The sequence below is a fragment of the Flavobacterium sp. AK-345 genome, assembly GCF_058310175.1.
Genome location: NZ_JBZEER010000007.1, coordinates 47182 through 69920, shown reverse-complemented (window position 1 = coordinate 69920; position 22739 = coordinate 47182). Strand labels below are relative to the sequence as shown.

At 33.0% G+C, this 22739-nt stretch carries 20 protein-coding genes; 10 read left to right on the top strand and 10 right to left on the bottom strand.

Annotation, left to right across the window (positions count from 1 at the left end):
* Positions 1-156: 156 nt before the first annotated feature.
* The 4 genes from fmt to AC4FQ3_RS13945 form a co-directional block, all read right to left on the bottom strand.
* A complete protein-coding gene (gene fmt, locus AC4FQ3_RS13960; protein ID WP_042567274.1) occupies positions 157-1104 on the bottom strand; it encodes a methionyl-tRNA formyltransferase in 948 nt (315 codons plus the stop codon).
* Complete coding sequence (locus AC4FQ3_RS13955; RefSeq protein WP_491182233.1) at positions 1104-2999, bottom strand: RecQ family ATP-dependent DNA helicase; 1896 nt, start codon at positions 2997-2999, stop codon at positions 1104-1106. The genes fmt and AC4FQ3_RS13955 overlap by 1 nt, the downstream gene beginning before the upstream one ends.
* Positions 3000-3063: 64 nt before the next feature.
* Positions 3064-3597, bottom strand: a complete 534-nt coding sequence (locus AC4FQ3_RS13950; RefSeq protein WP_073396467.1) for an AAA family ATPase — start codon at positions 3595-3597, stop codon at positions 3064-3066.
* A 484-nt stretch (positions 3598-4081) separates the two neighbouring features.
* Positions 4082-4999: an alpha/beta hydrolase family protein gene (locus tag AC4FQ3_RS13945; RefSeq protein WP_491182232.1), complete on the bottom strand. Its 918-nt coding sequence runs from the start codon at positions 4997-4999 to the stop codon at positions 4082-4084.
* 327 nt (positions 5000-5326) lie between these two features.
* Here AC4FQ3_RS13945 and AC4FQ3_RS13940 point away from each other — a divergent pair, with 327 nt between their 5' ends.
* From AC4FQ3_RS13940 to AC4FQ3_RS13925, 4 genes are all read left to right on the top strand, one after another.
* On the top strand, positions 5327-5623 hold the full coding sequence (locus tag AC4FQ3_RS13940; protein ID WP_491182231.1) for a DUF493 family protein: 297 nt from the start codon (positions 5327-5329) through the stop codon (positions 5621-5623).
* 3 nt (positions 5624-5626) lie between these two features.
* Positions 5627-6346, top strand: a complete 720-nt coding sequence (locus tag AC4FQ3_RS13935; protein ID WP_042567279.1) for a DUF4290 domain-containing protein — start codon at positions 5627-5629, stop codon at positions 6344-6346.
* Between the two features lie 180 nt (positions 6347-6526).
* Positions 6527-7840: a UDP-N-acetylglucosamine 1-carboxyvinyltransferase gene (gene murA, locus AC4FQ3_RS13930; RefSeq protein ID WP_073396480.1), complete on the top strand. Its 1314-nt coding sequence runs from the start codon at positions 6527-6529 to the stop codon at positions 7838-7840.
* A 79-nt stretch (positions 7841-7919) separates the two neighbouring features.
* Entirely contained in the window at positions 7920-8798 is an 879-nt protein-coding gene (locus AC4FQ3_RS13925; protein WP_073396481.1) for a cation diffusion facilitator family transporter, read from the top strand.
* Positions 8799-9231: 433 nt separating this feature from the next.
* On the opposite strand, the gene AC4FQ3_RS13920 is transcribed toward AC4FQ3_RS13925, so the two are convergent.
* The 3 genes from AC4FQ3_RS13920 to AC4FQ3_RS13910 form a co-directional block, all read right to left on the bottom strand.
* Positions 9232-11721 carry a DUF5686 and carboxypeptidase regulatory-like domain-containing protein gene (locus tag AC4FQ3_RS13920; protein WP_491182230.1) on the bottom strand — a complete coding sequence of 830 codons (2490 nt, stop codon included), beginning with the start codon at positions 11719-11721 and terminating at the stop codon, positions 9232-9234.
* Positions 11722-11949: 228 nt separating this feature from the next.
* Entirely contained in the window at positions 11950-12363 is a 414-nt protein-coding gene (gene aroQ, locus AC4FQ3_RS13915; RefSeq protein ID WP_491182229.1) for a type II 3-dehydroquinate dehydratase, read from the bottom strand.
* Between the two features lie 215 nt (positions 12364-12578).
* Positions 12579-13136 carry a porin family protein gene (locus tag AC4FQ3_RS13910; RefSeq protein WP_491182228.1) on the bottom strand — a complete coding sequence of 186 codons (558 nt, stop codon included), beginning with the start codon at positions 13134-13136 and terminating at the stop codon, positions 12579-12581.
* Positions 13137-13437: 301 nt separating this feature from the next.
* On the opposite strand from AC4FQ3_RS13910, the gene AC4FQ3_RS13905 reads away from it, so the two are divergent.
* The 5 genes from AC4FQ3_RS13905 (at position 13438) to AC4FQ3_RS13885 (ending at position 18149) form a co-directional block, all read left to right on the top strand.
* Entirely contained in the window at positions 13438-14022 is a 585-nt protein-coding gene (locus AC4FQ3_RS13905) for a porin family protein (RefSeq protein ID WP_491182227.1), read from the top strand.
* A gap of 187 nt (positions 14023-14209) precedes the next feature.
* Positions 14210-14776, top strand: coding sequence for a porin family protein (locus tag AC4FQ3_RS13900; protein WP_073396495.1), 567 nt, complete (start codon positions 14210-14212; stop codon positions 14774-14776).
* 107 nt (positions 14777-14883) lie between these two features.
* Positions 14884-15507: a porin family protein gene (locus AC4FQ3_RS13895; RefSeq protein WP_491182226.1), complete on the top strand. Its 624-nt coding sequence runs from the start codon at positions 14884-14886 to the stop codon at positions 15505-15507.
* A 62-nt stretch (positions 15508-15569) separates the two neighbouring features.
* Positions 15570-16466: a site-specific tyrosine recombinase XerD gene (xerD, locus tag AC4FQ3_RS13890; RefSeq protein ID WP_491182349.1), complete on the top strand. Its 897-nt coding sequence runs from the start codon at positions 15570-15572 to the stop codon at positions 16464-16466.
* A 162-nt stretch (positions 16467-16628) separates the two neighbouring features.
* Positions 16629-18149, top strand: coding sequence for a PAS domain-containing sensor histidine kinase (locus AC4FQ3_RS13885; RefSeq protein ID WP_491182225.1), 1521 nt, complete (start codon positions 16629-16631; stop codon positions 18147-18149).
* A gap of 361 nt (positions 18150-18510) precedes the next feature.
* Here the strand turns inward: AC4FQ3_RS13885 and rny are convergent, their stop codons facing one another.
* From rny to AC4FQ3_RS13870, 3 genes are all read right to left on the bottom strand, one after another.
* Entirely contained in the window at positions 18511-20073 is a 1563-nt protein-coding gene (rny, locus tag AC4FQ3_RS13880) for a ribonuclease Y (RefSeq protein WP_042567289.1), read from the bottom strand.
* Positions 20074-20281: 208 nt separating this feature from the next.
* Positions 20282-20575, bottom strand: a complete 294-nt coding sequence (locus AC4FQ3_RS13875; protein ID WP_041516860.1) for a cell division protein ZapA — start codon at positions 20573-20575, stop codon at positions 20282-20284.
* Positions 20576-20581: 6 nt separating this feature from the next.
* Positions 20582-20872, bottom strand: a complete 291-nt coding sequence (locus tag AC4FQ3_RS13870; RefSeq protein ID WP_042567290.1) for a coiled-coil domain-containing protein — start codon at positions 20870-20872, stop codon at positions 20582-20584.
* A 179-nt stretch (positions 20873-21051) separates the two neighbouring features.
* Between AC4FQ3_RS13870 and AC4FQ3_RS13865 the strand changes: the two genes are divergently transcribed.
* A complete protein-coding gene (locus AC4FQ3_RS13865) occupies positions 21052-22737 on the top strand; it encodes a M23 family metallopeptidase (RefSeq protein WP_491182224.1) in 1686 nt (561 codons plus the stop codon).
* Positions 22738-22739: the final 2 nt, after the last annotated feature.

The following is a 22739-nucleotide window of genomic DNA, read 5'->3' as shown; positions in this document are numbered from 1 at the left end:
AAAAAAAAATTGTTAATACACAAATTTAATAGGAAATCCGTTCCTTGCAAGTGTTTTCTTTAAATTTAGCAAAAATTGTTAATAACTTGCTTTTTTTGTTCATAAAGCAGGTTGTTTAGTCAAATAATACAGGTAAAAACCCCCATTTTATTGGTCTTAATAGACTTTTGCGTCTTCTGTAAAAGTGATACCATTTAGTAATTCAGCTACTTGCATTCTTTTTTTTCCAGGTAACTGCAAACTTAAAAGTAAAATATAACCATTCTTAATAGCGATTTTAATTTCTTTTTTACTGCTAATTAAGCTTCCAATTTCAAAAGAATGTGATTCCAAAACCAATTTTGCCTCATATATTTTAATGCTTAATTCTTCATTTTTATCCTTCAAAAAGCACCACGCTGCCGGATAAGGGCTTAATCCGCGAATTAAATTATTGATTTCGTCGCCAGATTTAGTCCAGTCAATCTTACAATTTTCCTTATTTAATTTATAAGCAGTTTTAATTTCTTCGTTATCTTCCTGAATTGTAGTAGTTACATTTCCGTTTTCAATAATTTTTAAAGTGTCAATTACAGTTGTACTTCCTAAATTCATTAATCGGTCGTGTAATTCTCCGGCGCTTTCTGATGGCTCAATTGCAATTTCAGAATTTAAAATCATAGCTCCGGTATCAATTTTATCATCAATAAAAAAAGTTGTTACGCCTGTTTTAGTTTCTCCATTAATAATTGCCCAGTTGATTGGTGCTGCTCCGCGATAATTAGGTAATAAAGAGGCATGAAGATTAAAAGTTCCTAAACTTGGCATTTCCCATACTACTTTTGGCAACATTCTAAAAGCAACCACGATTTGCAAATTAGCATTTAAAGCTTTTAATTCCGCCAGAAAAGTTTCGTCTTTTAAATTAGTCGGCTGTAATAAAGTAAGGTTGTTCGCCAGTGCATATTCTTTCACTGCCGAATATTTTATTTTTTGTCCACGTCCGGCCGGTTTATCAGCAGCCGTAATAACGCCAACAACATCGTAATTGTTTTTAATAATGGTGTCCAGAATGCCAACAGCAAATTCCGGAGTTCCCATAAATATAATTCTCAATTTTTCCATTATGATTTTAAAGTGTATTTATTATTGGGTTGAATGGTAATATGATTGTTTTCTAATAATTCCTGAAGCACCAAAATAATATCATTGGCATCCATTTTTATTTGTGTCTGAATTTCTCTCGAAGTTAAAGCGGCCGATTTTAGTAAATGCAGAATTTTATCTGCAATCGAATCAGCTTCGGTGATTTTTCCTTTTTGAGTAATGCAATATGAACAAACGCCACAGTTTTCTTTTGTTTCTTCTCCAAAGTAATCCAAAATCAAACGGTTCTTGCAGGTTTTATTCTCCTTTATATAATGTAGAACAGATAAAAGTTGTTCTTTTTTTAGCTGATTTTGTTTTTCCAGATATTTCGAAACCCTGTTTATGGTAAGATCATCTTCGCGAACTTCATTAAATAATATAGTAGCGTCGTTGTTTTTCGATTTGTATTCGATGATTTCTTTTTCTCTAAGTTTTTCTAAAACAGCCAAAACCTGTTCTTCTGTATGATTTGATTTTTTTGCAATCAAAGAAAGATTAAAAGGAGTTTTCATTTCATAAACTCCGGGATACGTTCTTAAAATCGCCAGAATAATTTCCTCATCATTTTGATTCAGACTCGTATATCGAATCACTTCTTTTGATTCGATTAAAAACTGTAGTGTGATTTTTTCTGAAAATTCCTGTGATAGTGTAATGATTCCCTGTTGATTTAAAAACTGCAATGCATTATAAGTTTTTAAAGTGGGAAACTCATATTTATGACAAAAATGATTTAGTTTAAAAGAAAAAGTATCATCTAAACCTTCACCATAGGCAATCTGAAAATAGTTGCAAAGTTTGACATACATCGTTTTTAAAAACTTCTTATCCGGCAAAACACTTAAAAATTGCTGTTCGGTTTGATTTGCATCTGAATTGTTATAAAGCAAAACTGAAAAAGCTTTTTCGCCATTTCGTCCAGCTCTTCCGGATTCCTGATAATAATTTTCTATATTTTCAGGAAGTTGTGTATGAATAACCGTTTTTACGTTGTCTTTGTCAATTCCCATTCCAAACGCATTCGTGGCTACAATAACCTGTGCTTGTTCCGACATCCACAACTGCATGTTTTTATCTTTTTCTTTTGCCGAAAGTCCACCGTGATAATAAGTTGCCTTGAATCCTAATGATTGTAATTGTGACGAAATACTCAAACATGATTTTCGATTTCGTACATATATAATAGAAGGCTGTGGATTTTTCTTCAAAATTTGTTCGGTACGATACAATTTGTCTTCGACCTCAAAAATCATGTAAGCAATGTTTCTTCTTTCGAATGATTGCTGAAAAAGTTTTGGGGCTTTTAAACCTAATTCTGTATTGATATCTTCAATAACTCTTGGAGTTGCTGTTGCTGTCAATGCTAGAAAAGGAATCTTAGGAAAATATTTTTTAAGCTCAGAAATTTTCAGATAAGCCGGACGAAAATCGTGTCCCCATTGCGAAACACAATGCGCTTCATCAATAGCAATTAAATTTATAGGAAGATTTTTGATGCGTTCCAAAATCCAATCAGACTGAAGTCTTTCAGGAGAAAGATATAAAAACTTATAATTTCCGTATTGACAATTGTCGAGAAGATCAATGATTTCTTCCGTGTGAATTCCGCCAGTCAGCGCAATGGCTTTAATTTCCCTTTTTTGTAAATTTGCCACCTGATCTTTCATAAGAGCGATCAAAGGAGAAATCACCAAACAAATTCCGTCCTGCATCATTGCCGGAACCTGAAAACAAATCGATTTTCCGCCACCCGTTGGGAGCAAAGCAAAAGTATCCTGACCTTCTAAAACCGAGTCAATAATTTCCTTTTGCAACGGTCTAAAACTGTCGTGTTTCCAGTATTTTAAAAGAATTTCCTGTGCTTCTGGCATAGCTTTGGTTTTAAAGTTAAAAATTTAGAAATCAGTTCTAGTTTTACAACTTTAAACCGCCTGCCTAAATTTTATCTAAGATATAAAGAATTCTGTTTTCAACCGTATCTTTAGGCACTTCAATTAAATTATAGCCATATTTGCTATACGTCTCAACAAGGTGCTTCTGAATTGTTAATGCCTGTTCGAAATTTTCGTAACGTTCTGTGTCGCTTTCGTAAATTTCTTCCCAAGGCGGTAAAATAAAAGTTTTGGTGTATTTAAAATCCTCACAAGCCTTTACAAAATGCGCCGGATATTCATCACCTATATAATCCATATAAGCCACAACATCAGGAATTCCGCGATCTATAAAAACTACATTATCCGGTTCTTCAATGGCGTTTTCAAATTGTTTGATTCTGCCTTCCAACAACATTTCGCTAAACAATAAAGGTTGTTCCAGGAACAATTGCTCGATTCCGCGTTGTTGGGCTTCGAGAGTAACTTGTCTTGAAATTTCAGGATAACAGCAGTAGCCACGAGCCACCAATTCGTTGATAAGAGTAGATTTTCCCGTTCCCGGGCCACCAATGAGTACTATGATTTGTTTTTGCACTTTCTAAAAATAAAGCGCAAATTTACCTAAAGTTATTGGTATTTAAAAAGATTATTTTGCTTTAAGCGAATGATTTCGCAATTTTTGTAATTATGCGGGATTAAAATCCAGCTCTACAAAATAAATCGTTCGTCTGGAACTAAATAGGGAAGAGTCATACGCTCGACAAAATATTATGGTGCTGGATTAAAATCCAGCTCTACAAAATAGATCGTTCCTCCGGACCTAAAACGGAAAAGAGCCATCGGCTCGACAAATATTGTAGAGCTGGACTTTAGTCCAGTTTTAAATAGAAATATGAAATGTTTGTTTAGTCCCAACGGGACATCATATTTATAGGGAATTATGAGATTCTTTGGTAAAACCCCATCGGGGTGACATTTTGCAAATCTATATATCGCTCCGCTGGAGCTTTGGAATATAAACATGAAAATTGGCTATAAATATTTTGCTCCGCTGGAGCTTTTGATTGTAATTTTTAAAATTAATCACAAAACAAATACTTTCCAGAACCCGAACCTTTCTTCTTCGAAGGCACAATCAAATGCGATTCAAATTTCTTTCCACTCAAAACATCATTCACAAAATCCAAAACATATTGTTTGCCATCATGAAAAAGATATCCGGAGAATTCATGTCCGCCACCGCAAAACGTAATCAGTTCAACGTCTTTATGTAAATCATTCATTTGATTGTAAACCGCATAAGATCCAAAAAGAATCAGCCAACCCGAAGCGTTTGTAGGGCAGGAGCGGTGAGATCCTGCGGCATAAGGAACAGTATCGTCTTTATTTCCGTGTGATAATAACATTGGCATTGCTTTTTCTGTAGTAATTAAATTAATATCCTGAATTGCTCCCGAGCCTCCAATGAAGCCGGTGTATTTAAAATTTTCAGGTAAATTATTTTTGTACAAATTCATCAGTTTATAATCCCAAAACGAGGCATGAAAACCAATTTCGGCTCCCGCACTAATTCCCGAAATAAATATTTTTGAAGCATCAAGATTATATTTATTTGCATTTTCAATCAAAAAGGAGGTTGCCTGCCACATATCGCTCACGCCAATTTGAATTGCTTTTATCTTTTCAGTTAAAGTTCCTTTGCATCCAAAATCTTTTCCTTTCATGTATAAACTGTATGAAATGCTGGCTACTGCATAACCGTTTTTAGCCATAAACATTCCAAAATCTTTTTCTTGTGTACGGTCTCCACCAGAAAATCCACCACCAAAAGCAAAAATGATCAACGGAATTTTTTCGTTGGTTTTCTTCTGAGGCAAATACAAATCCAGATCTAGTTTGATTGTATCATTTTGGAAATAAGTCATTGTTTTTATTTCCTGTGCCTGAATATTGAAAAAGATGAGAATTGTAAAAAGTAAGAAGATATATTTTTTCATCGTATTTCGGTTTTAAAGGGGAAGTCTTAGAATTTAAAAGTGCTGACGTAAAAAACTTTGCGGCTCTGCGACTTTGTGCTACATTTTTGCAGCAAAGTTTTTCAAATATAAAAGTTAGCCACGAATTTCACTAATTTACACGAATTTTTAATTTACAACCTAAATCTAAACTATATGATATTTACAATTTTTAAACCGTTTTTAATTAGTGAAAATTCGTGAAATTTGTGGCAAAAAAGTATCATGAATTTCATCCCAAAAAATCTAAAATCAAAAATCTGAAATCTGAAATCAAAACCGTATATTTGCCTTTATTTTTAATTACGAATGGAGAACGATAAAGAAAAAAACACAGCCGAATTTTACGAAAGATTAAAAGTAGAGCTGGATAACGCAAATACCTGGCCAGCTGAATATTTATATAAATTTATAGTGCCTTCAGTCGCCGATAATGTTGAGCGCGTTGAAAAAGCTTTTGACAGTATGGGTGCGGTTATCAAAACAACAAAATCTAAAACAGGTAAATTTACCAGCGTTTCTGTAGATGTTACAATGAATAGCTCTGACGATGTCATTGATAAATACAAAGAAGTTTCTACAATAGAAGGTATAGTTTCATTATAACTTATGATCGAAAAATATAAAAAAGAAGTCGCAAATGATGTTGTTTTTAATTTAGAATACAATTCTGAAAGACAACGATTAATCATTCCTGAATATGGTCGTCATTTGCAAAAACTGATCGATCAGGCAACTGCAATTGAAGATGCCGATACGCGCAATAAAGCTGCAAAATACATTATTCAGGTAATGGGAAGTCTGAATCCGCATTTGCGTGATGTGCCCGATTTTCAACATAAGTTATGGGATCAGCTTTTCATTATGTCTGATTTTAAATTAGATGTAGAATCGCCATATCCAATTCCGTCAAGAGATGTATTGCAGTTAAAACCGGATGTTTTACAATATCCGCAAAACTTTCCAAAATACAGGTTCTATGGTAACAACATCAAGTACATGATTGATGTAGCCAATAAATGGGACGAAGGCGAAATGAAAAATGCATTGGTATTGGTGATCGCCAACCACATGAAAAAATCATACCTGAGCTGGAATAAGGACACTGTAAAAGACGATGTAATTTTTGAACATTTATTTGAATTGTCTGGTGGAAAGATCAACTTGTTACAAAGCACAGAAGAGCTTTTAAATACAACCGATTTATTGCGTACCAATAAACGCATGTCGAACAAAATTACACCACCGGGACAGCCAAAAATTCAAAGCAACAAAAACAATAAAGGCCCTGGAAAACCAAAACCTTTTCAGAAAAATAATCAAAAATAAAAAAGGTACTAAGTCTCTAAGATGCTAAGGTTTTTTAGCTCAGGATCTCAGTAACTCAAAGCCCTAAAAAAACAAAAACAAAAATAAAAGTTGCTAAGCAGCTAAGTTACTAAGCTTTTTTACAAAGAGAAAAACTTAGAACCTCAGAACCTTAGTAGCTCAGAACCTTAAAAAAAATCTATGGGAATTTTTAAAATCGAAGGAGGAATTCCTTTAAAAGGAGAAATCACTCCGCAAGGAGCAAAAAATGAGGCATTACAAATTTTATGTGCCGTGCTTCTAACGGGAGATAAAGTAAAAATTAATAATATTCCCGATATTATTGACATCAATAAATTAATCACTTTGTTGGGTAATTTAGGAGTTAAGATTCAACGCAATGAACCGGGTTCGATTACGTTTCAGGCTGATGAAGTTAACGTTGGTTATTTAGAAACTGAAGCTTTCAAAAAAGAAGGTGGAGCGCTTCGTGGTTCTATTATGATTGTTGGACCGCTTTTGGCACGTTTCGGAAAAGGATATATTCCAAAACCGGGAGGAGATAAAATTGGTCGTCGTAGATTAGATACACACTTTGAAGGTTTTATTAACCTTGGAGCAAAATTTAGATACAACAGAGAAGATCACTTCTACGGAGTAGAATCTCCTGCAGAAGGATTACAAGGAACAGATATGTTACTTGATGAAGCATCTGTAACCGGAACTGCAAATATCGTAATGGCAGCCGTTTTAGCAAAAGGACAAACAACAGTTTACAACGCTGCTTGTGAGCCTTACCTGCAACAATTGTGTAAAATGCTAAACTCAATGGGAGCTAAAATTACCGGAGTTGGTTCAAACTTATTGACTATCGAAGGAGTTGAAAGCCTTGGTGGATGCGAGCACACAATTCTTCCTGATATGATCGAAATCGGTTCCTGGATTGGTTTGGCGGCTATGACAAAAAGCGAAATCACAATCAAAAATGTAAGCTGGGAAAATTTAGGTTTGATTCCGAATACATTTAGAAAATTGGGTATTACAATCGAAAAACGTGGTGACGATATTTATATTCCTGCTCACACAGATGGATATGAAGTAAAAACCGATATTGATGGTTCTATCTTAACCATTGCCGATGCACCTTGGCCAGGATTTACACCTGACTTATTGAGTATTGTTTTGGTTGTGGCAACACAAGCAAAAGGGGATGTTTTAATTCACCAAAAAATGTTCGAAAGCCGTTTGTTTTTCGTCGATAAATTAATTGATATGGGGGCAAAAATCATGTTATGTGATCCGCACAGAGCTGTGGTTATGGGACATAATTTCGAATCTCAATTGAAAGCAACAACAATGTCATCTCCAGATATTCGTGCAGGTATTTCATTATTAATTGCTGCACTTTCTGCAAAAGGAACAAGCACAATTCAAAATATAGAACAAATCGACCGTGGATACGAGCGTATCGATGAGCGTTTAAGAGCTATTGGAGCAAAAATCGTGAGAGCGTAGAAAGTTAGCCACGAATTTAAATCTTCAAAGATTATCAAAATAATTTGTGAATTCGTGGCAAAAAAATAAATGTCGTTAAATGACAAATGAACAAAAAGCTATAAAAGCTACATACTTTAGTATAGCCGGAAACACCTGCTTGGCCCTTATAAAAGGCTTGGCAGGTTTTTTTGGCAATTCTTACGCCTTGATTGCAGATGCTATCGAATCGACAACAGATATATTTTCTTCTTGTCTGGTTTTATTCGGAATCAAATATTCAAATAAACCAGCCGATGAAAATCATCCTTACGGACATGGGCGCGCCGAACCATTAATTACTTTTTTGGTTGTTGGGTTTTTAATTACTTCTGCCACTATTATTGGTTATGAAAGTATTTCTAATATTCAGTCGTCACATGATTTGCCAAAATCCTGGACACTATATGTTTTAGGCGCCATTATTATCTGGAAAGAATATTCGTTTCGATTGGTAATGAAAAAAAGCAGAGAAACCAACAGCTCTTCCTTGGCAGCTGATGCCTGGCACCATCGCAGCGATGCCATTACTTCGGTAGCAGCATTTATCGGAATTTCGTTTGCCTTGTTTATGGGTAAAGGTTATGAATCTGCAGATGATTGGGCGGCACTTTTTGCTGCTTTTTTTATCTTATACAACAGTTATAAAATTTTCCGGCCTGCTCTTGGCGAAATCATGGACGAACATTTAAATGATGATTTAGTCGAAGAAATTCGTGTAAAATCCTTAAAAGTAGAAGGAATTCTAGGAACCGAAAAATGTTTTATTCGTAAAGCCGGTATGAAATACCACGTTGATCTTCACGCAATAGTTTCGGCCAAAATTTCAGTAAAAGAGGGGCATGATTTGTCACACAAGCTTCAGGATACTTTAAAAGAAAAAATCCCGCAATTAGGAAATGTTTTGATACATATTGAACCGGATGATTATCACTCTTAAAGGTTCTAAGATGCTGAGATTCTAAGTTTCTAAGATTTTATATGCTTTGCGAATCTTTGTCAAAATTTTAAACTTTGACAAAGATGAAAATTACAAAATCCGTTTATTCTTAATGAGTAAACGGATTTTTTATTTGGGCGTTCCCTTCGGTCGGGCTATACGCTATATCTTTTTATTTTTAAAGAAAAAATAAAAAGGATACCGCTTCTATCCCTAACGCGATCTCAGGTAAATAGAAGTTTAAAGCTTTTAATTTACATATAGTTTTGTCACTTCGACGGAGGAGAAGTCACCTCCAGAGAGCAACGAACTGTAACTCCGCAATCAAAATCGCCAATCTTTGTCGAATTACTAACGAAGATCCCTCGTTCCTCGGGATGACAAGATTGTGAAAATTTAAGATCTGTTCAATCTGCCAAATCTGCGTGAAATATTAATCAAGGACATTCAAAATTTTCAACCCAAATACAACACCATTTTGCTGAATACCGCTTTGATAAGAATGAACATAATCAACTCTGAACAATTTAAATTTTCCGAAACCCAAATTATCCAGACCAATCGTAAATTCAGAATAAGGCTTTCTGCCGGGAATTGCTAAGGAATGAAAACCAAGATTCATTGTTGATTTTAGTAAATTCAGTAACGGAATTTTGTTCATAATAAACCCGGTATCATTGTATTCTAAATGATTTTCAAAGTAACTGTCGTTTGTACTATTACTGTAATAAGGCATTAAATTAAAAACATTCAAATAACGGTCAGTTGTTCCAATATGGGTTTGATTTCCATTAAAATGTCTGTAATCGATAAAAGAAATGTTTTCTGCATTAAAGAATTTCCCGGCTCTCAAATTCATTCCTAAAATTCCTTTGTTTCCCAGTGATAAATCATATTGAATAGCTGCACCAATTCTTTCAAATTCATATTTTTTTTCGCTCGCAGCAAAAGCTTTTTCAAAGACTAAAAATATAGTTGGATATTTATCATCTTTAAAATTATATCTTCCATCTGGTCTTGAAATGTATTTATTTCCAAGATTAATTCGTGCAGTCAACGCAGCTTTAAATAAATGATGCTGATCAAAAGCAGGAGTGTCAAAATCATTTGGCGCAAGCGGATTATTAGACGAATAAAAATCATCTCTTTTAAAGAACGAATAATCTGTTGTATTAAAAAGTGGTTTTCGTTGCTCATACGCCAATTTTCCATTCAGATTTATTCCGTTTGCAACATCTTGAGCATAGTTAATCTGAGCAAATTCCAGATTATACAATTTCATATAATTGTCTTTAAAGAATAGGGAACTTATAGAATTTACAAATTTACTTATCGGTTCTGCGGCATTAAATTGGGCCACTTTCGTTCCTCCGGAAATACCAATTGTAGCATAATTGATGTTGTTGAATTTATGATTAAATTCTCCAATAACACGAAAACGCTCATCAGAAAAACCATAATTAAAGGTAGTTTTAACAGAAGTGCTTTTTCCTTCCTCTTCATTCCATTTTTTGAAAGAAAAACCAGAATCCAGATTAAATCCCTGAACCGTATTAAAACTCAAAGAAGTTATATTTAATAAACCATCGTAACTAAAAGAGTATTTTTTGAAAGTATTTTTATAATCGTAACCCGCTAAAATATCCCAAACTTTAAATTTGTTATTTTTTGCATCAACAGAATCGGTATATTTTTGAGATTTTCGAATGATTAGTAAACTGTCTTTTTTTGTGTAATCCGCGCTTTCTTCAATCGTTAACGGAATAGGACGAATTTCATTCCAGAAGGCATTATCTTTTTTATTGGCATTGGCTTCAAAAGCAACAATTTCATTGGTAAAAGTTTTCTTTTCGAAGGAATCCGGAAATTCATAATTCGAATAAATATAATTGAATTGTCCCGAAAATTTCACACCAAAAATACCGGCATTAAAAGAAAGTGTCTGTGCGTTTTTAGACCAGATTTTGTTTGTAGTATTATAATTAAAGCTCTGTTTTAAAGTCATTACCTCAGTAAATTCATTTTTCATTCGGTAACCTTTTATATCAAGATCAATTGCATAAATAGCAAAACTGTCATCAACAATATAAATGTAACCTTCAAAAACAGGTTCTTTATCACGTTTTGGGATTACTTTTATTTTGTTGATTTCCTGATTATTAGAGTCAAAAAAAGTTCCTTCTAGTTTGTATTTGTAATAATTAAAAGCATTGTCAGCAATAGGAGAGATGAGCCTAACATCAAAATCTAAAGTATTATCATAAAAATCATAATAAGACAAAGAGGCAGTATTATAACTATAACCTTTATTGTTTCCTGAAATTCGCGAAGCAACAATTTTCTCTTTTAGTTTATTGGGTTTTTCAAAAGTAATTTTTGAAACGGTCTCAGATAAATACAAAATTCCGGTTCCTGTCGAATCCAGGTTAGATGCCATATCATCGCCAAGATCTACTTTTTGTCCCAGGATTTTTTTAGGCAAATCTTTAACCTTAAACATTCCTTTCGAATAAAAATCGGCTGTATATCTGGAAGTTTTTTGAGAGTTTTCTTTTTTGTTTGCAATTGCATTTTTTATAATGGCATTTGCAGGATTGTTCTTCGGGTCAATTACAACCTCGTTTAGTGTAAAACTTTCCTCCAGCATTTTCACATCCAAAGTAATTGTTTTAGAATCTGTAGAAACTGTGATTTTCTGAGTTTTAAACCCCAGGTATTGAAAAATGATTCTGTTTTTTCCCGTTTCTTTTACGTTAAGCTGGTAATTTCCCTGCTCGTTTGAGGTTGTTCCTGTGTATGTGTTTTCTTCAAAAACAGAAACAAAAGGCAACGGATTTCCTTTTTCATCGGTAACGGTTCCTTTGATTTGAGCAAAATTGGTAATAGAAAAAAATAAAAAGGCAAGTAAAATGTAATTTTTCATAGAGGCATTTTCTCTAACAAAAATAGGATATGTTGAGACTGAGCTTATTAAAAATTTGTTAAATTGCTATCAGGCGTAGTACTTTAGACATAGCCAACGGTTTCAACCGTTGTGGCACAAATGTATTTTACGATCAGTATCCCACGGTTGAAACCGTGGGCTATATTTGAAAATAATATGATTTCAGAGATGAAAGGAATATTGAGTTTTCCCTTCGATTAAAATATTTTACAAGAAAGACTGAATCGCTAATTCGTAGCTTTTTAATCCAAAACCTAAAATAACACCTTTGGCATTTCCGGATAAATACGATTGATGTCTGAAACTTTCGCGTGCATATGTATTCGAAATATGCACTTCGATAACGGGAGTTGTAACGGCTTTAATCGCGTCACCTAAACCTATAGAAGTATGTGTGTATGCGCCGGCATTTAAAATGATTCCGTCAAATGTAAAACCAACTTCCTGAATTTTCCCTATCAATTCACCTTCAATATTGCTTTGATAATAAGTAAGTTCAACGTTTGGAAATTTATGTTCCAGTCTTTCAAAATAATCTTCAAAAGTTTCACTTCCGTATACTACAGGTTCTCTTTTTCCTAAAAGATTCAAATTCGGTCCGTTGATTATAGCGATTTTCATATTTAAGTTATTTTGAAAAATCTAGACTTTTTAACCCATATAAGTAATACAAGTTCAATTAATCTAAAGTTAGTTTTTTATTGAGATTGAATTTTGCAATTGACATTGACATTGACATTGATTTTTTGCAATTGCCATTGCCATTTGAACTTTGTAAAAATAAAAAAACCGTTCTAATTAACAGAACGGTTTTTATAAAAGTATGTGATATTATTTTAGAACATAAATCCGGCAGATAATTGTACTGTAGAGTTTTTAATATCAGCATTTTTTGAAGCTTCTGTTAAACCTAAACCATAACGCCCCTGAACAAAAAAGTTTTTTGTGATTTTATATCCTAAACCGGCATTAAGCCCAAATTCGAATGTTTCTCCATCTTCAACATCAAAGTCATTTTTTTCACTTACTAAAAATGATGCTTGTGGACCAACTTCAAGACTAAATGAATCTGTTAAATAAAACTTAGCCATTACAGGAATGGAGATATAACCTAATTCGTTTTTAAATTCCTGAGCTGCATTTTTGTACGTTGCTCCCTGAGTTGAGTATAGAAGCTCTGGCTGAACAGAAAATCTTTCTAATAGTTTAATCTCTGCAACTAAACCTGCGTGAAAACTTGTGATGCCTTCTTTATCAAAATTTTGTTCTGGAAACGCGTCTCCAGTTTGACTTGCAAAATTTACCCCGCCTTTAACACCTATTTGTAACAATTGTGCCTGAATTGTAGCCGATGTCGCTATGAACAATACAGCTGCTAAAAATATCTTTTTCATAGAATTACCTTTTTAAGATTAAAATTTGTTTTATACTATTAAAACTACGTATTCTTCATTTTATTGTTTTTATATTTAGAATCCAATAATTAACAGAATTCACATTTCTGCTAATATTAACAATTTTTCGAAATTTTAAATTTTAAGACATTAGAATTGGTTTATAACAGATTAACGATTTAGAGAGCTTTATTTAACATGACTTTATCTATAATAACTAACATTATTTGTTAAAAAACAAATTAATTTTTATCAAGTAAAGTTTTATATTTGATTATTAATTTTAACCAAAACAAATAAAATGAGAAAAATTATTTTATCTGCAATTGCAGTAATGGCATTTGGATTCACAAATGCTCAGGAAACAAGATTTGGAGTAAAAGGAGGAGTAAACCTTTCTAATATCGTTGGTGGGGATGTTGACGGCACTAAATCACTAGTAGGATTTCATGTTGGGGGTTTTGCCGAAATCAAAATAGCGGACAAGTTTGCCATTCAACCAGAGCTTTTATATTCTGCACAAGGAAGTACATTGGAAGCTGGACCATTTTTTGGTGATGTTGATGTTAAATTAAATTATTTGAATATTCCTGTTTTAGCTAAATACTATATTGTGCCAAAATTTAGTGTTGAAGCTGGTCCGCAACTTGGAATTTTATTATCAGCAAAATCTGATGGTGAAGATGTTAAAGATGGTTTTAAATCTGTCGATTTTGGATTTAATGTAGGTGCTGGATTCCACTTTACTGAAAATCTTTCTATCAATCTTCGTTACACAATTGGTATATCTCCTATTGCTGAAGATGCAGATATTGATGATGAAGAAGACTATTACGATAGCGCTAAAAATAGTAACCTTGCATTGTCTTTAGCATATAAATTCTAAAATATTTATTTTTAAAATTTAAGAAAAGCCTTTCATATTTGAAAGGCTTTTCTCGTTATATTGAATTAGTAGTTATTTATTTTAACATAATTGCCCCTAATTATTAAATTATTTGTTAAAAAACAAATCCTTTTACACTAACTATAGTTTTATATTTGCCACTGAATTTTAACCATAAACAAATAAAATGAAGAAAATTATTCTATGTGCTATTGCAATAATGGCATTTGGGTTTGCAAATGCCCAAAAAACTAGATTTGGAGTAAAAGGTGGTCTTAACATCGCTACTATTGGTGGTGCTAATGAGGCTAATGCATTAATTGGTGTTCAATTAGGTGGTTTTGCTGAGATTAATGTTTGGAAAAAATTATACATTCAGCCAGAACTTTTGTTTTCTACACAGGGAGCTAAATTTGAATATTATGGTGAGCGCGACCAAACCGTAAATTTAAACTATATCAATATTCCTGTAGTAGCTAAATATTACATTACAAAACAATTTAGTGTTGAAGCTGGACCACAACTTGGATTATTGGTTTCTAGTAAAAATATTCAAGATGAAAAATCAGTTGATGCTGGTTTTAATTTAGGAGCAGGATATAATTTTACAGATAATTTCTCTGTGGGTATTCGTTATACTATTGGTTTAACAAGCATTTACGATAACAACGATTATTATGATAATGATGGTTATTACTATAATGATAGATATACAAATAACGTTTTAGCATTAACTGCTGCATACAAATTCTAATATTTTTTAGAATATTTAAATAACCTTCCCTAATCCGGAAGGTTTTTTTTATCGAATTTTTATTTTGAGAGAAAAAAGCTACATTTGTTTTCGTAAAATAGAAAGAAATGAAGAAGATTATTTTATCTGCTATTGCAGTTATGTTATGTGGTTTTGCAAATGCTCAAGATGTTAAAGTAGGAATAAAAGGCAGTTTAAACTTGTCAAGCTGGGCTGGAGATACTCGTGGACTGAATTTAAGACCAATGTTTGGAGTCAATATCGGTGCTCTAACCCAAATCAAATTATCTGATAAATTCGATATTCAACCTGAGGTTTTGTATTCTAATCAGGTTACAAAAATGAAAAATGCTGGGACCAATGTATTTGGTGTTTATGATACAGGAGATATTAAATGGAATCTTTCCTATGTAAATGTGCCAGTTCTCTTTAAATATTCTCCAGATGAGAAATCTTTTATTGAAGCCGGACCACAAGTTGGATTTTTAACATCGGCAAAAACATCAGCTAAATTAACTCAATATAGTCCAATTGTAAAACAGGATGTTAAAGAAGCGTTTGAATCTGTTGATTTTGGTTTTGTTATTGGTGTCGGTTATAATATTAATCAGAATTTAATGGCTGATCTTCGGTATAATATCGGTTTATCAAATATTGCAAAAACTGAATCTGGAGACGATACAAAAATCCGTAATAGTGTTTTGGCGTTATCTCTCGCTTACAAGTTCTAATATCATAAAACCTTCCCTAATCCCGAAGGTTTTTTATGCTAAAAATGTTTTACTTTGTAAATATGAAATGGAATACTTATATCAAAGATTATCAATCGTATTTACGCATCGAAAGAGGATTGTCTAAAAATACAATCGAAAATTACGGTTTCGATATTGAGCGATTGTGTCTTTTTTTAGAAACCAATCAAATTGAAGTTTCTCCCATAAATATTACTGACGAAACAGTACAGGAATTTATTTATTCGGTTTCAAAAGAAGTAAATCCACGTTCGCAGGCCAGAATAATTTCCGGGTTGAAAAGCTTTTTTAATTATTTGATTTTTGAAGATTATAGAAAAGACAGTCCATTAGAATTAATCGAATCGCCAAAAACAGGGCGTAAGTTGCCGGATACCTTATCTGTTTCTGAAATTGATGCGCTTATTGCCGCGATAGATTTGAGTTCGAATGAAGGCGAGAGAAACCGCGCAATGCTGGAAACTTTATACGGTTGCGGACTTAGGGTTTCTGAGCTGGTTTCGCTTAAAATTTCTGATTTATTTTTTGAAGAAGGTTTTGTTAAAATCACAGGTAAAGGAAATAAAGAACGTTTTGTTCCTATTGGAAAATTAACGCAAAAATATATTGAGATTTACCAAAACTCAATTCGGAATACAATAAATATCAAAAAAGGTTTTGAAGATACACTGTTTTTGAATAGAAGAGGGGGACAGCTTACGCGTTCGATGATTTTTGCCATTATAAAAAATCTGGCTCTACAAATCAATCTGCACAAAAACATTAGTCCGCATACATTGCGTCATTCTTTTGCAACACATTTGCTTGAAAACGGTGCAGATCTTAGATCAATTCAGTTAATGCTTGGACATGAGTCGATTACAACTACAGAAATTTATGTGCATTTAGATCGAAATTTCCTGAAAGAAGTGATGCATTCTTTTCATCCGCGGAAATAAGTTTGAGTATAATTCTTTCAAAATTATAATTTTATGTAATAAAAATTAATACCTTGTCTTAAATTTTTACATTAATAGAGGTAGAAAACAATAACTTAAGTCTTTTTCTGTTTTTGGTTTGAAGATTATTTTAATAATTGAATTTGCATTAAAAGAGAATATATGGTTTTTGATTTATATGAAAATGAGGACTGTTTAGAAGTGAATAATTTTTATAAAAAGTTATTTGCTGAAATGCCTGATTTACTTTTTCAGTTTATTATCGATTGTAATAATAATTACAGTTTTCCGCTAGTCAGTAAATCTGCCGATGATATTTTTGAACTTCCGTCAAGTACATTTTCAAATGAAAGTATATTAGTAATTTACAATCGAATTCATCCCAATGATCGGGATATGTTTTTTCAGTCTTTGGTTAAGTCCCGAAGAGAAGTTAAACCGTGGATACTTGAATTCAGAGCGATTTTGCCCAAAAAAGGATTGCGTTGGTTTAAGATTTCTTCAAAAACCGAATTGGCTTTAGATGGTTGTGTGAGTTTTTACGGGCATGTTTCGGATATTACAGACTTAAAAGATAAAGAAGAAAAATTACGTATTTCAGAAGAACGTTTTCAGTTTGCCCTCGAAGCTTCAACCGCGGGAATCTGGGATTGGAATATGGTTACAAACAGTGTTTTCTATTCTTCTCTTTCACTTAAAATTTTAGAATTAGATTCGGCAGATATTTTTGACGAACCCGAACGTTGGGATAAAATTGTGCATCCTGACGACCTTCCAAAATATTATTCAGACATACAGGAACATTTTGATAATAAGATTCCTTACTATGAAAATTATCATCGTGTAATGACTTCCAGCGGGAATTATAAATGGATTTTAGATCGTGGAAAAGTTATAGATCGTGATGAAAACGGAAAACCATTGCGAGTTATAGGAACCCATACTGATGTTTCTCTTCAAAAAGAAAAAGAATTAGAACTTTTAAAAACAATGAAACTCTACAGCGACCAAAATAGTCGTTTGTTGAATTTCTCGCATATCGTTTCGCATAATTTAAATACACAGGCAGGAAATATAAAATCGATTCTGGATTTTATTGATGCCGATGTTGATAAAGTAAATATCAATGAAATGTTGGTTCATCTAAGAACTGTTTCTAATGATTTGAATGAAACGATTTCTAATTTAACCCAAATTGTAAAAACACAAAGCAATATTAATATTGCCGTTATGCCTTTAAGACTGAATGAATATATCGATAAAACGATTACTACAATTAAAGGTTACGATAAACAAACGAACGTTACGATTGTAAATAATGTGCCTGAATATTTAACGATCAATTTTAATCCGGCTTATCTGGAAAGTGTACTGTTGAATTTTGCCACAAATGCCATAAAATACCGTCATCCTGATAGAGATCCTGTTATTACTTTTGATTTTGCCATCGAACCCGACGGCCATAAATCATTAAAAATTACTGATAATGGTTTAGGAATCGATTTGGCTGTTTATGGCAATTTGTTATTCGGAATGTATAAAACATTTCACAAACATCAGGAAGCCCGGGGAATTGGTTTATATATCACCAGAAATCAAATTGAAGCCATGAAAGGGACGATTTCTGTAGAAAGTGAAGTAGGAGTGGGAACGAGTTTTAAAATCGTCTTTAATGATATGTAAGATTTGTTTAAACATATAGGAACATAGATTTGATAGTTTAAAAATTAGGAAAAGACATTTCACTTGCATTAAAACACATAGCTAATTATTTTTAACGCAAAGAACACAAAGGTTTTTCGCAGAGTTCACTAAGATTTAAGTTGTGTTTACACAATCTAAGTTCGCAAAGCTTTGTGAACTTTGTGTTTTTACTAGTATATTTAAAAAACTTTGCGTTCTCCGTGGTTAATTTTTTTTCTCTCTCTACAGGTTTTCGTGTTGATCTGTATTATAAAATATACACAACGTTAGAGATGATGTAGTGTAAAAACAAAAGGCTATCTGTTAAGATAGCCTTTTGTTTTTTATATTTAAGTTGAGATTATTTAGCAATATTAACCGCTCTTGTTTCTCTAATTACAGTCACTTTTACCTGACCTGGATAAGTCATTTCAGTTTGGATTTTTTGTGAAATTTCGAAAGATAAATTTGCTGCGTTATCATCAGAAACTTTTTCGCTTTCTACAATTACACGAAGTTCTCTACCAGCCTGGATTGCATAAGCATTTTTTACACCGCTAAATCCGTAAGCTACTTCTTCAAGATCTTTCAAACGTTGAATGTAAGAATCTAAAACCTGACGTCTTGCACCTGGTCTTGCACCTGAAATAGCATCACAAACCTGAACGATTGGAGAAAGTAATGATTTCATTTCAATCTCGTCGTGGTGAGCTCCAATAGCGTTGCAAACTTCTTCTTTTTCACCGTATTTCTCAGCCCATTGCATACCTAATAAAGCGTGAGGTAAATCACTTTCAGTATCCGGAACTTTACCAATATCGTGAAGTAAACCAGCTCTTTTTGCCAGTTTTACATTTAAGCCTAATTCAGCCGCCATTATACCACAAAGTTTAGAAACTTCTCTTGAGTGTTGCAATAAGTTTTGTCCGTAAGATGAACGGTATTTCATTCTACCCACAACTTTAATTAATTCCGGGTGTAAACCGTGAATTCCTAAATCGATAACCGTACGTTTACCAACTTCGATAATTTCGTCGTCGATTTGTTTGGCTGTTTTAGCAACAACTTCTTCAATACGAGCAGGGTGAATACGACCATCAGTTACTAATTTGTGTAATGACAAACGAGCAATTTCTCTACGAACAGGATCAAAACAAGAAAGAATAATAGCTTCCGGTGTATCATCAACAATGATTTCAACTCCGGTTGCAGCTTCAAGCGCTCTAATGTTACGACCTTCACGACCAATAATTCTACCTTTTACATCATCAGATTCAATGTTAAAAACAGAAACGCAATTTTCAACCGCTTCTTCTGTTCCAACTCTTTGAATAGTGTTGATAATAATTTTCTTGGCTTCTTGCTGAGCCGTAAGTTTTGCCTCTTCAATAGTTTCCTGAATATGAGACATTGCTTTACTTTTAGCTTCGGCTTTTAAACCTTCAACTAATTGTTCTTTTGCTTCATCTGCAGAAAGTCCTGAAATTACTTCAAGCTGTTGTAACTGGCTTTTGTGTAATTTGTCTACTTCGGCTTGTTTTTTATCTAAAACTTCAATTTTATTAGTATATTCAAGCGTTTTAGCTTCAAAATCATCATTTACTTTTTTAGCTTTTGATAATTCATTTGAAACCTGAGATTCTTTGTCGCGAACTCTTTTTTCTACTTCGGCAACTTTTTTGTCTCTTGCCAAAATAACTTGTTCATGCTCTGATTTTAATTCGATAAATTTCTCTTTTGCCTGAAGAATTTTATCTTTTTTAATATTTTCAGCCTCTAAATTTGCATCTTTTAAAATTGAAGCTGCTTCTTTTTTAGCGTTTTTGATTAAGTTAGAAATATTGCTTTTTTCGATAATTTTAGCGATTGCAAAACCTGCTGCAATCCCTACAATACCTGAAATAATGATCGTTATGATGTCCATGTTTGTTAAAATTTATATATAAAAAAAGCCTACATTAATTGCTTGAATAAACTCGTAAAGACAAGTTTTGAGCTAACTCACTGTTCAAGTTTCCAAGCCGAAGCATGGCATACTATAGTAGCGACGATTTGCTCATTCTAATTTGTTAGTGTTGAGTTTACCAATTGTGAACTAATGTAGGCAGTATCTTAGTTTCTGTAAAGAACGTTTAATTTTCGAGATATTGATCTAAAAGCGAATTTAATCTTTTAATTCTTTCAATGGTTTCTTCTCCATCGATTGCGTTATCAATTTGTTTTTGTTCTACTTGTGAAGCAAACTGAAGGGCACACATGGCCAATACATCTTGCTTATCGCGAACTGCGTAACTTTCTTCGAATTGCTTTATCATAGCATCAATTTTTTTAGAAGCACTTCTAAGTCCTTCTTCCTGAGTTGGTTCTACCGTTAACGGGTAAACTCTGTCTGCGATTGATATTTTAATTCTAAGCTTTCCGTCCATGTTTTTCTAGTCAGATAATTGTGCTATACAGTGATCTATTTCGCGAATTAATGAATTTATTTTAAGCTTTGTCTCTCTCTTGTTATTGTCGCTGCCGAGCAACGAATTGGCTATTTTAAGTGTATCATACTGCTTCTTCAAAGCTTCCATTTCTTCAGATTGTTTCTGGATGATTTGCGCAGCTTTGGCTAGTTGTAATCGTAATTCCTGATTGTTTTTCTCCAGCCCCTTTGACTTCTCAAAAAGCTTTTCGACCTTATATTCAAGAGTATCAATTATTTCGGCAATTACACTCATTATAAATCCTATTCATTACTTAATCATACAAAGTTAGTATTCCTTTTTATTAATGCAATTTTTTATCGATTTTTTTGCATTAAAAATAGGCAAATAAATGAATTTCAGTGAATTGTATTTTTGTAGCCAAATCCTCGGTTTTTGCTGGTTAATTTTTTATCTTAGCAAAAATGTTGCTTATGAGATTTTCACTATTTACCTTATTTTTTTGTAATTTATTTTTTGCCCAAAACCAATACCCAAAAGATTATTTCAGCCCTCCCTTAGATATTCCGATGCAGCTTTCGGGGAATTTTGGAGAGTTGCGACCTAATCATTTTCATGCTGGTTTTGACTTAAAAACAAATCAAAGAGAAGGTTTAAATGTGTATGCTGTTGCCGATGGGTATGTTTCGAGAATCAAAATTTCGACTTTTGGAAATGGAAAATGCATTTATATTACACACCCAAACGGGTACACTTCTGTTTACGGGCATTTGCAAACTCCCGTTGGTGCTATTCAGGATTATGTTTTAAAAACACATTATAAAGAAAAAGCTTTTGAAATTGAAATGTTTTTAAAACCGGATGAACTGCCGGTTACAAAAGGGCAAATAATTGGGCTTTCCGGAAACACCGGATCGTCAGAAGGTCCGCATTTGCATTTTGAATTTCGCGATTCTAAAACCGAATTTGTAATCAATCCAATGTTTTTTGGTTTTGATAAAAATTTAAAAGACACTAAAAAACCAACTATCTCAAGTGTACTCGTTTATCCGCTTGACGGAACAACGGCAAATCAGTCAAAATTGCCTTTGCTTTTGAATGTCTCTTTACAAAAAGACGGAACTTATCTGGCCAATAAAGTAAAAGCAAATGGTAAAATAGGTTTTGGGATTACAGCTGTTGATTTTGATGATGTTTCGGGAAATAGAAATGGCGTTTATAATGTTTCGACTTTTTTCAACGGAAATCAAAATTATAATTATCAATTCAATACGTATTCGTTTGATGAAATGCGCTATATAAACGCGTTGGTTGATTATCCGAGATATAAAAAATCCGGACAAAGAGTGCAGAAGTTATTCATGAAAACACCTTTTGCCCTGAGTATTATTAAAACAGATTCGCTTCGCGGAATAGTGCCGGTTGAGCCTAATTTGGCGTCGACCTATCGTATTGAAGTTTCTGATTATTTTGGAAATTTAAATTCAGTAAATGTTCCCATCGAATATGATTCGGCTACACCAATTGTCAATGCAGAACCTGTTACTTCAAAATATTTTGTAAAATATAACAGGGATACCAATTTCGAAAAAGATAATATGTCGGTATTTTTTCCGGCAGGAACTTTCTATGATGATTTTAATATGAATTTTGATGTAAAAAACAACAAAATTTATATTCATGAAGATGTAATTCCTGTACATTCAAATTTTACTATTACTATTAAAGACAGCACTTATTCTGAAACTTTAAGAGATAAACTGTACATAGGAAAAAATAACAGTTATAACGGAACAATTAGAAAAGGTGATGTTTTTACCGCTAAAGCAAAAATTTTAGGGCAATATGGTTTGGTGCTTGATACCATAGCGCCGGTTATTAAAATAGCAAAACCAATTCAGGATAAATGGATTAGCGATATGAAATCGATTCAGTTTACAATTGGCGACAGTTTATCCGGAATTAAATCGTACAACGGTTATTTAAACGGAAATTGGGTTCTGTTTGAATATGATAATAAAACCAGAAAAATTACGCACAAGTTTGATGCTGATAGCCTTGTTGCAGAAGGTGCAAACGATTTAAAAATTGAAGTGGTTGATAATGTAGGTAATTCTGCTATCTTTGAAACTCACTTTTTTAGAAGTCAACAAAAATAAAA

Coding starts and splice junctions, on each gene's coding strand:
- fmt (WP_042567274.1), bottom strand. CDS start 1,104: ATGGAAAAATTGAGAATTATATTTATGGGAACTCCGGAATTTGCTGTT.
- AC4FQ3_RS13955 (WP_491182233.1), bottom strand. CDS start 2,999: ATGCCAGAAGCACAGGAAATTCTTTTAAAATACTGGAAACACGACAGT.
- AC4FQ3_RS13945 (WP_491182232.1), bottom strand. CDS start 4,999: ATGAAAAAATATATCTTCTTACTTTTTACAATTCTCATCTTTTTCAAT.
- AC4FQ3_RS13940 (WP_491182231.1), top strand. CDS start 5,327: ATGGAGAACGATAAAGAAAAAAACACAGCCGAATTTTACGAAAGATTA.
- AC4FQ3_RS13935 (WP_042567279.1), top strand. CDS start 5,627: ATGATCGAAAAATATAAAAAAGAAGTCGCAAATGATGTTGTTTTTAAT.
- murA (WP_073396480.1), top strand. CDS start 6,527: ATGGGAATTTTTAAAATCGAAGGAGGAATTCCTTTAAAAGGAGAAATC.
- AC4FQ3_RS13925 (WP_073396481.1), top strand. CDS start 7,920: ATGACAAATGAACAAAAAGCTATAAAAGCTACATACTTTAGTATAGCC.
- AC4FQ3_RS13920 (WP_491182230.1), bottom strand. CDS start 11,721: ATGAAAAATTACATTTTACTTGCCTTTTTATTTTTTTCTATTACCAAT.
- aroQ (WP_491182229.1), bottom strand. CDS start 12,363: ATGAAAATCGCTATAATCAACGGACCGAATTTGAATCTTTTAGGAAAA.
- AC4FQ3_RS13910 (WP_491182228.1), bottom strand. CDS start 13,136: ATGAAAAAGATATTTTTAGCAGCTGTATTGTTCATAGCGACATCGGCT.
- AC4FQ3_RS13905 (WP_491182227.1), top strand. CDS start 13,438: ATGAGAAAAATTATTTTATCTGCAATTGCAGTAATGGCATTTGGATTC.
- AC4FQ3_RS13900 (WP_073396495.1), top strand. CDS start 14,210: ATGAAGAAAATTATTCTATGTGCTATTGCAATAATGGCATTTGGGTTT.
- AC4FQ3_RS13895 (WP_491182226.1), top strand. CDS start 14,884: ATGAAGAAGATTATTTTATCTGCTATTGCAGTTATGTTATGTGGTTTT.
- xerD (WP_491182349.1), top strand. CDS start 15,570: ATGAAATGGAATACTTATATCAAAGATTATCAATCGTATTTACGCATC.
- AC4FQ3_RS13885 (WP_491182225.1), top strand. CDS start 16,629: ATGGTTTTTGATTTATATGAAAATGAGGACTGTTTAGAAGTGAATAAT.
- rny (WP_042567289.1), bottom strand. CDS start 20,073: ATGGACATCATAACGATCATTATTTCAGGTATTGTAGGGATTGCAGCA.
- AC4FQ3_RS13875 (WP_041516860.1), bottom strand. CDS start 20,575: ATGGACGGAAAGCTTAGAATTAAAATATCAATCGCAGACAGAGTTTAC.
- AC4FQ3_RS13870 (WP_042567290.1), bottom strand. CDS start 20,872: ATGAGTGTAATTGCCGAAATAATTGATACTCTTGAATATAAGGTCGAA.
- AC4FQ3_RS13865 (WP_491182224.1), top strand. CDS start 21,052: ATGAGATTTTCACTATTTACCTTATTTTTTTGTAATTTATTTTTTGCC.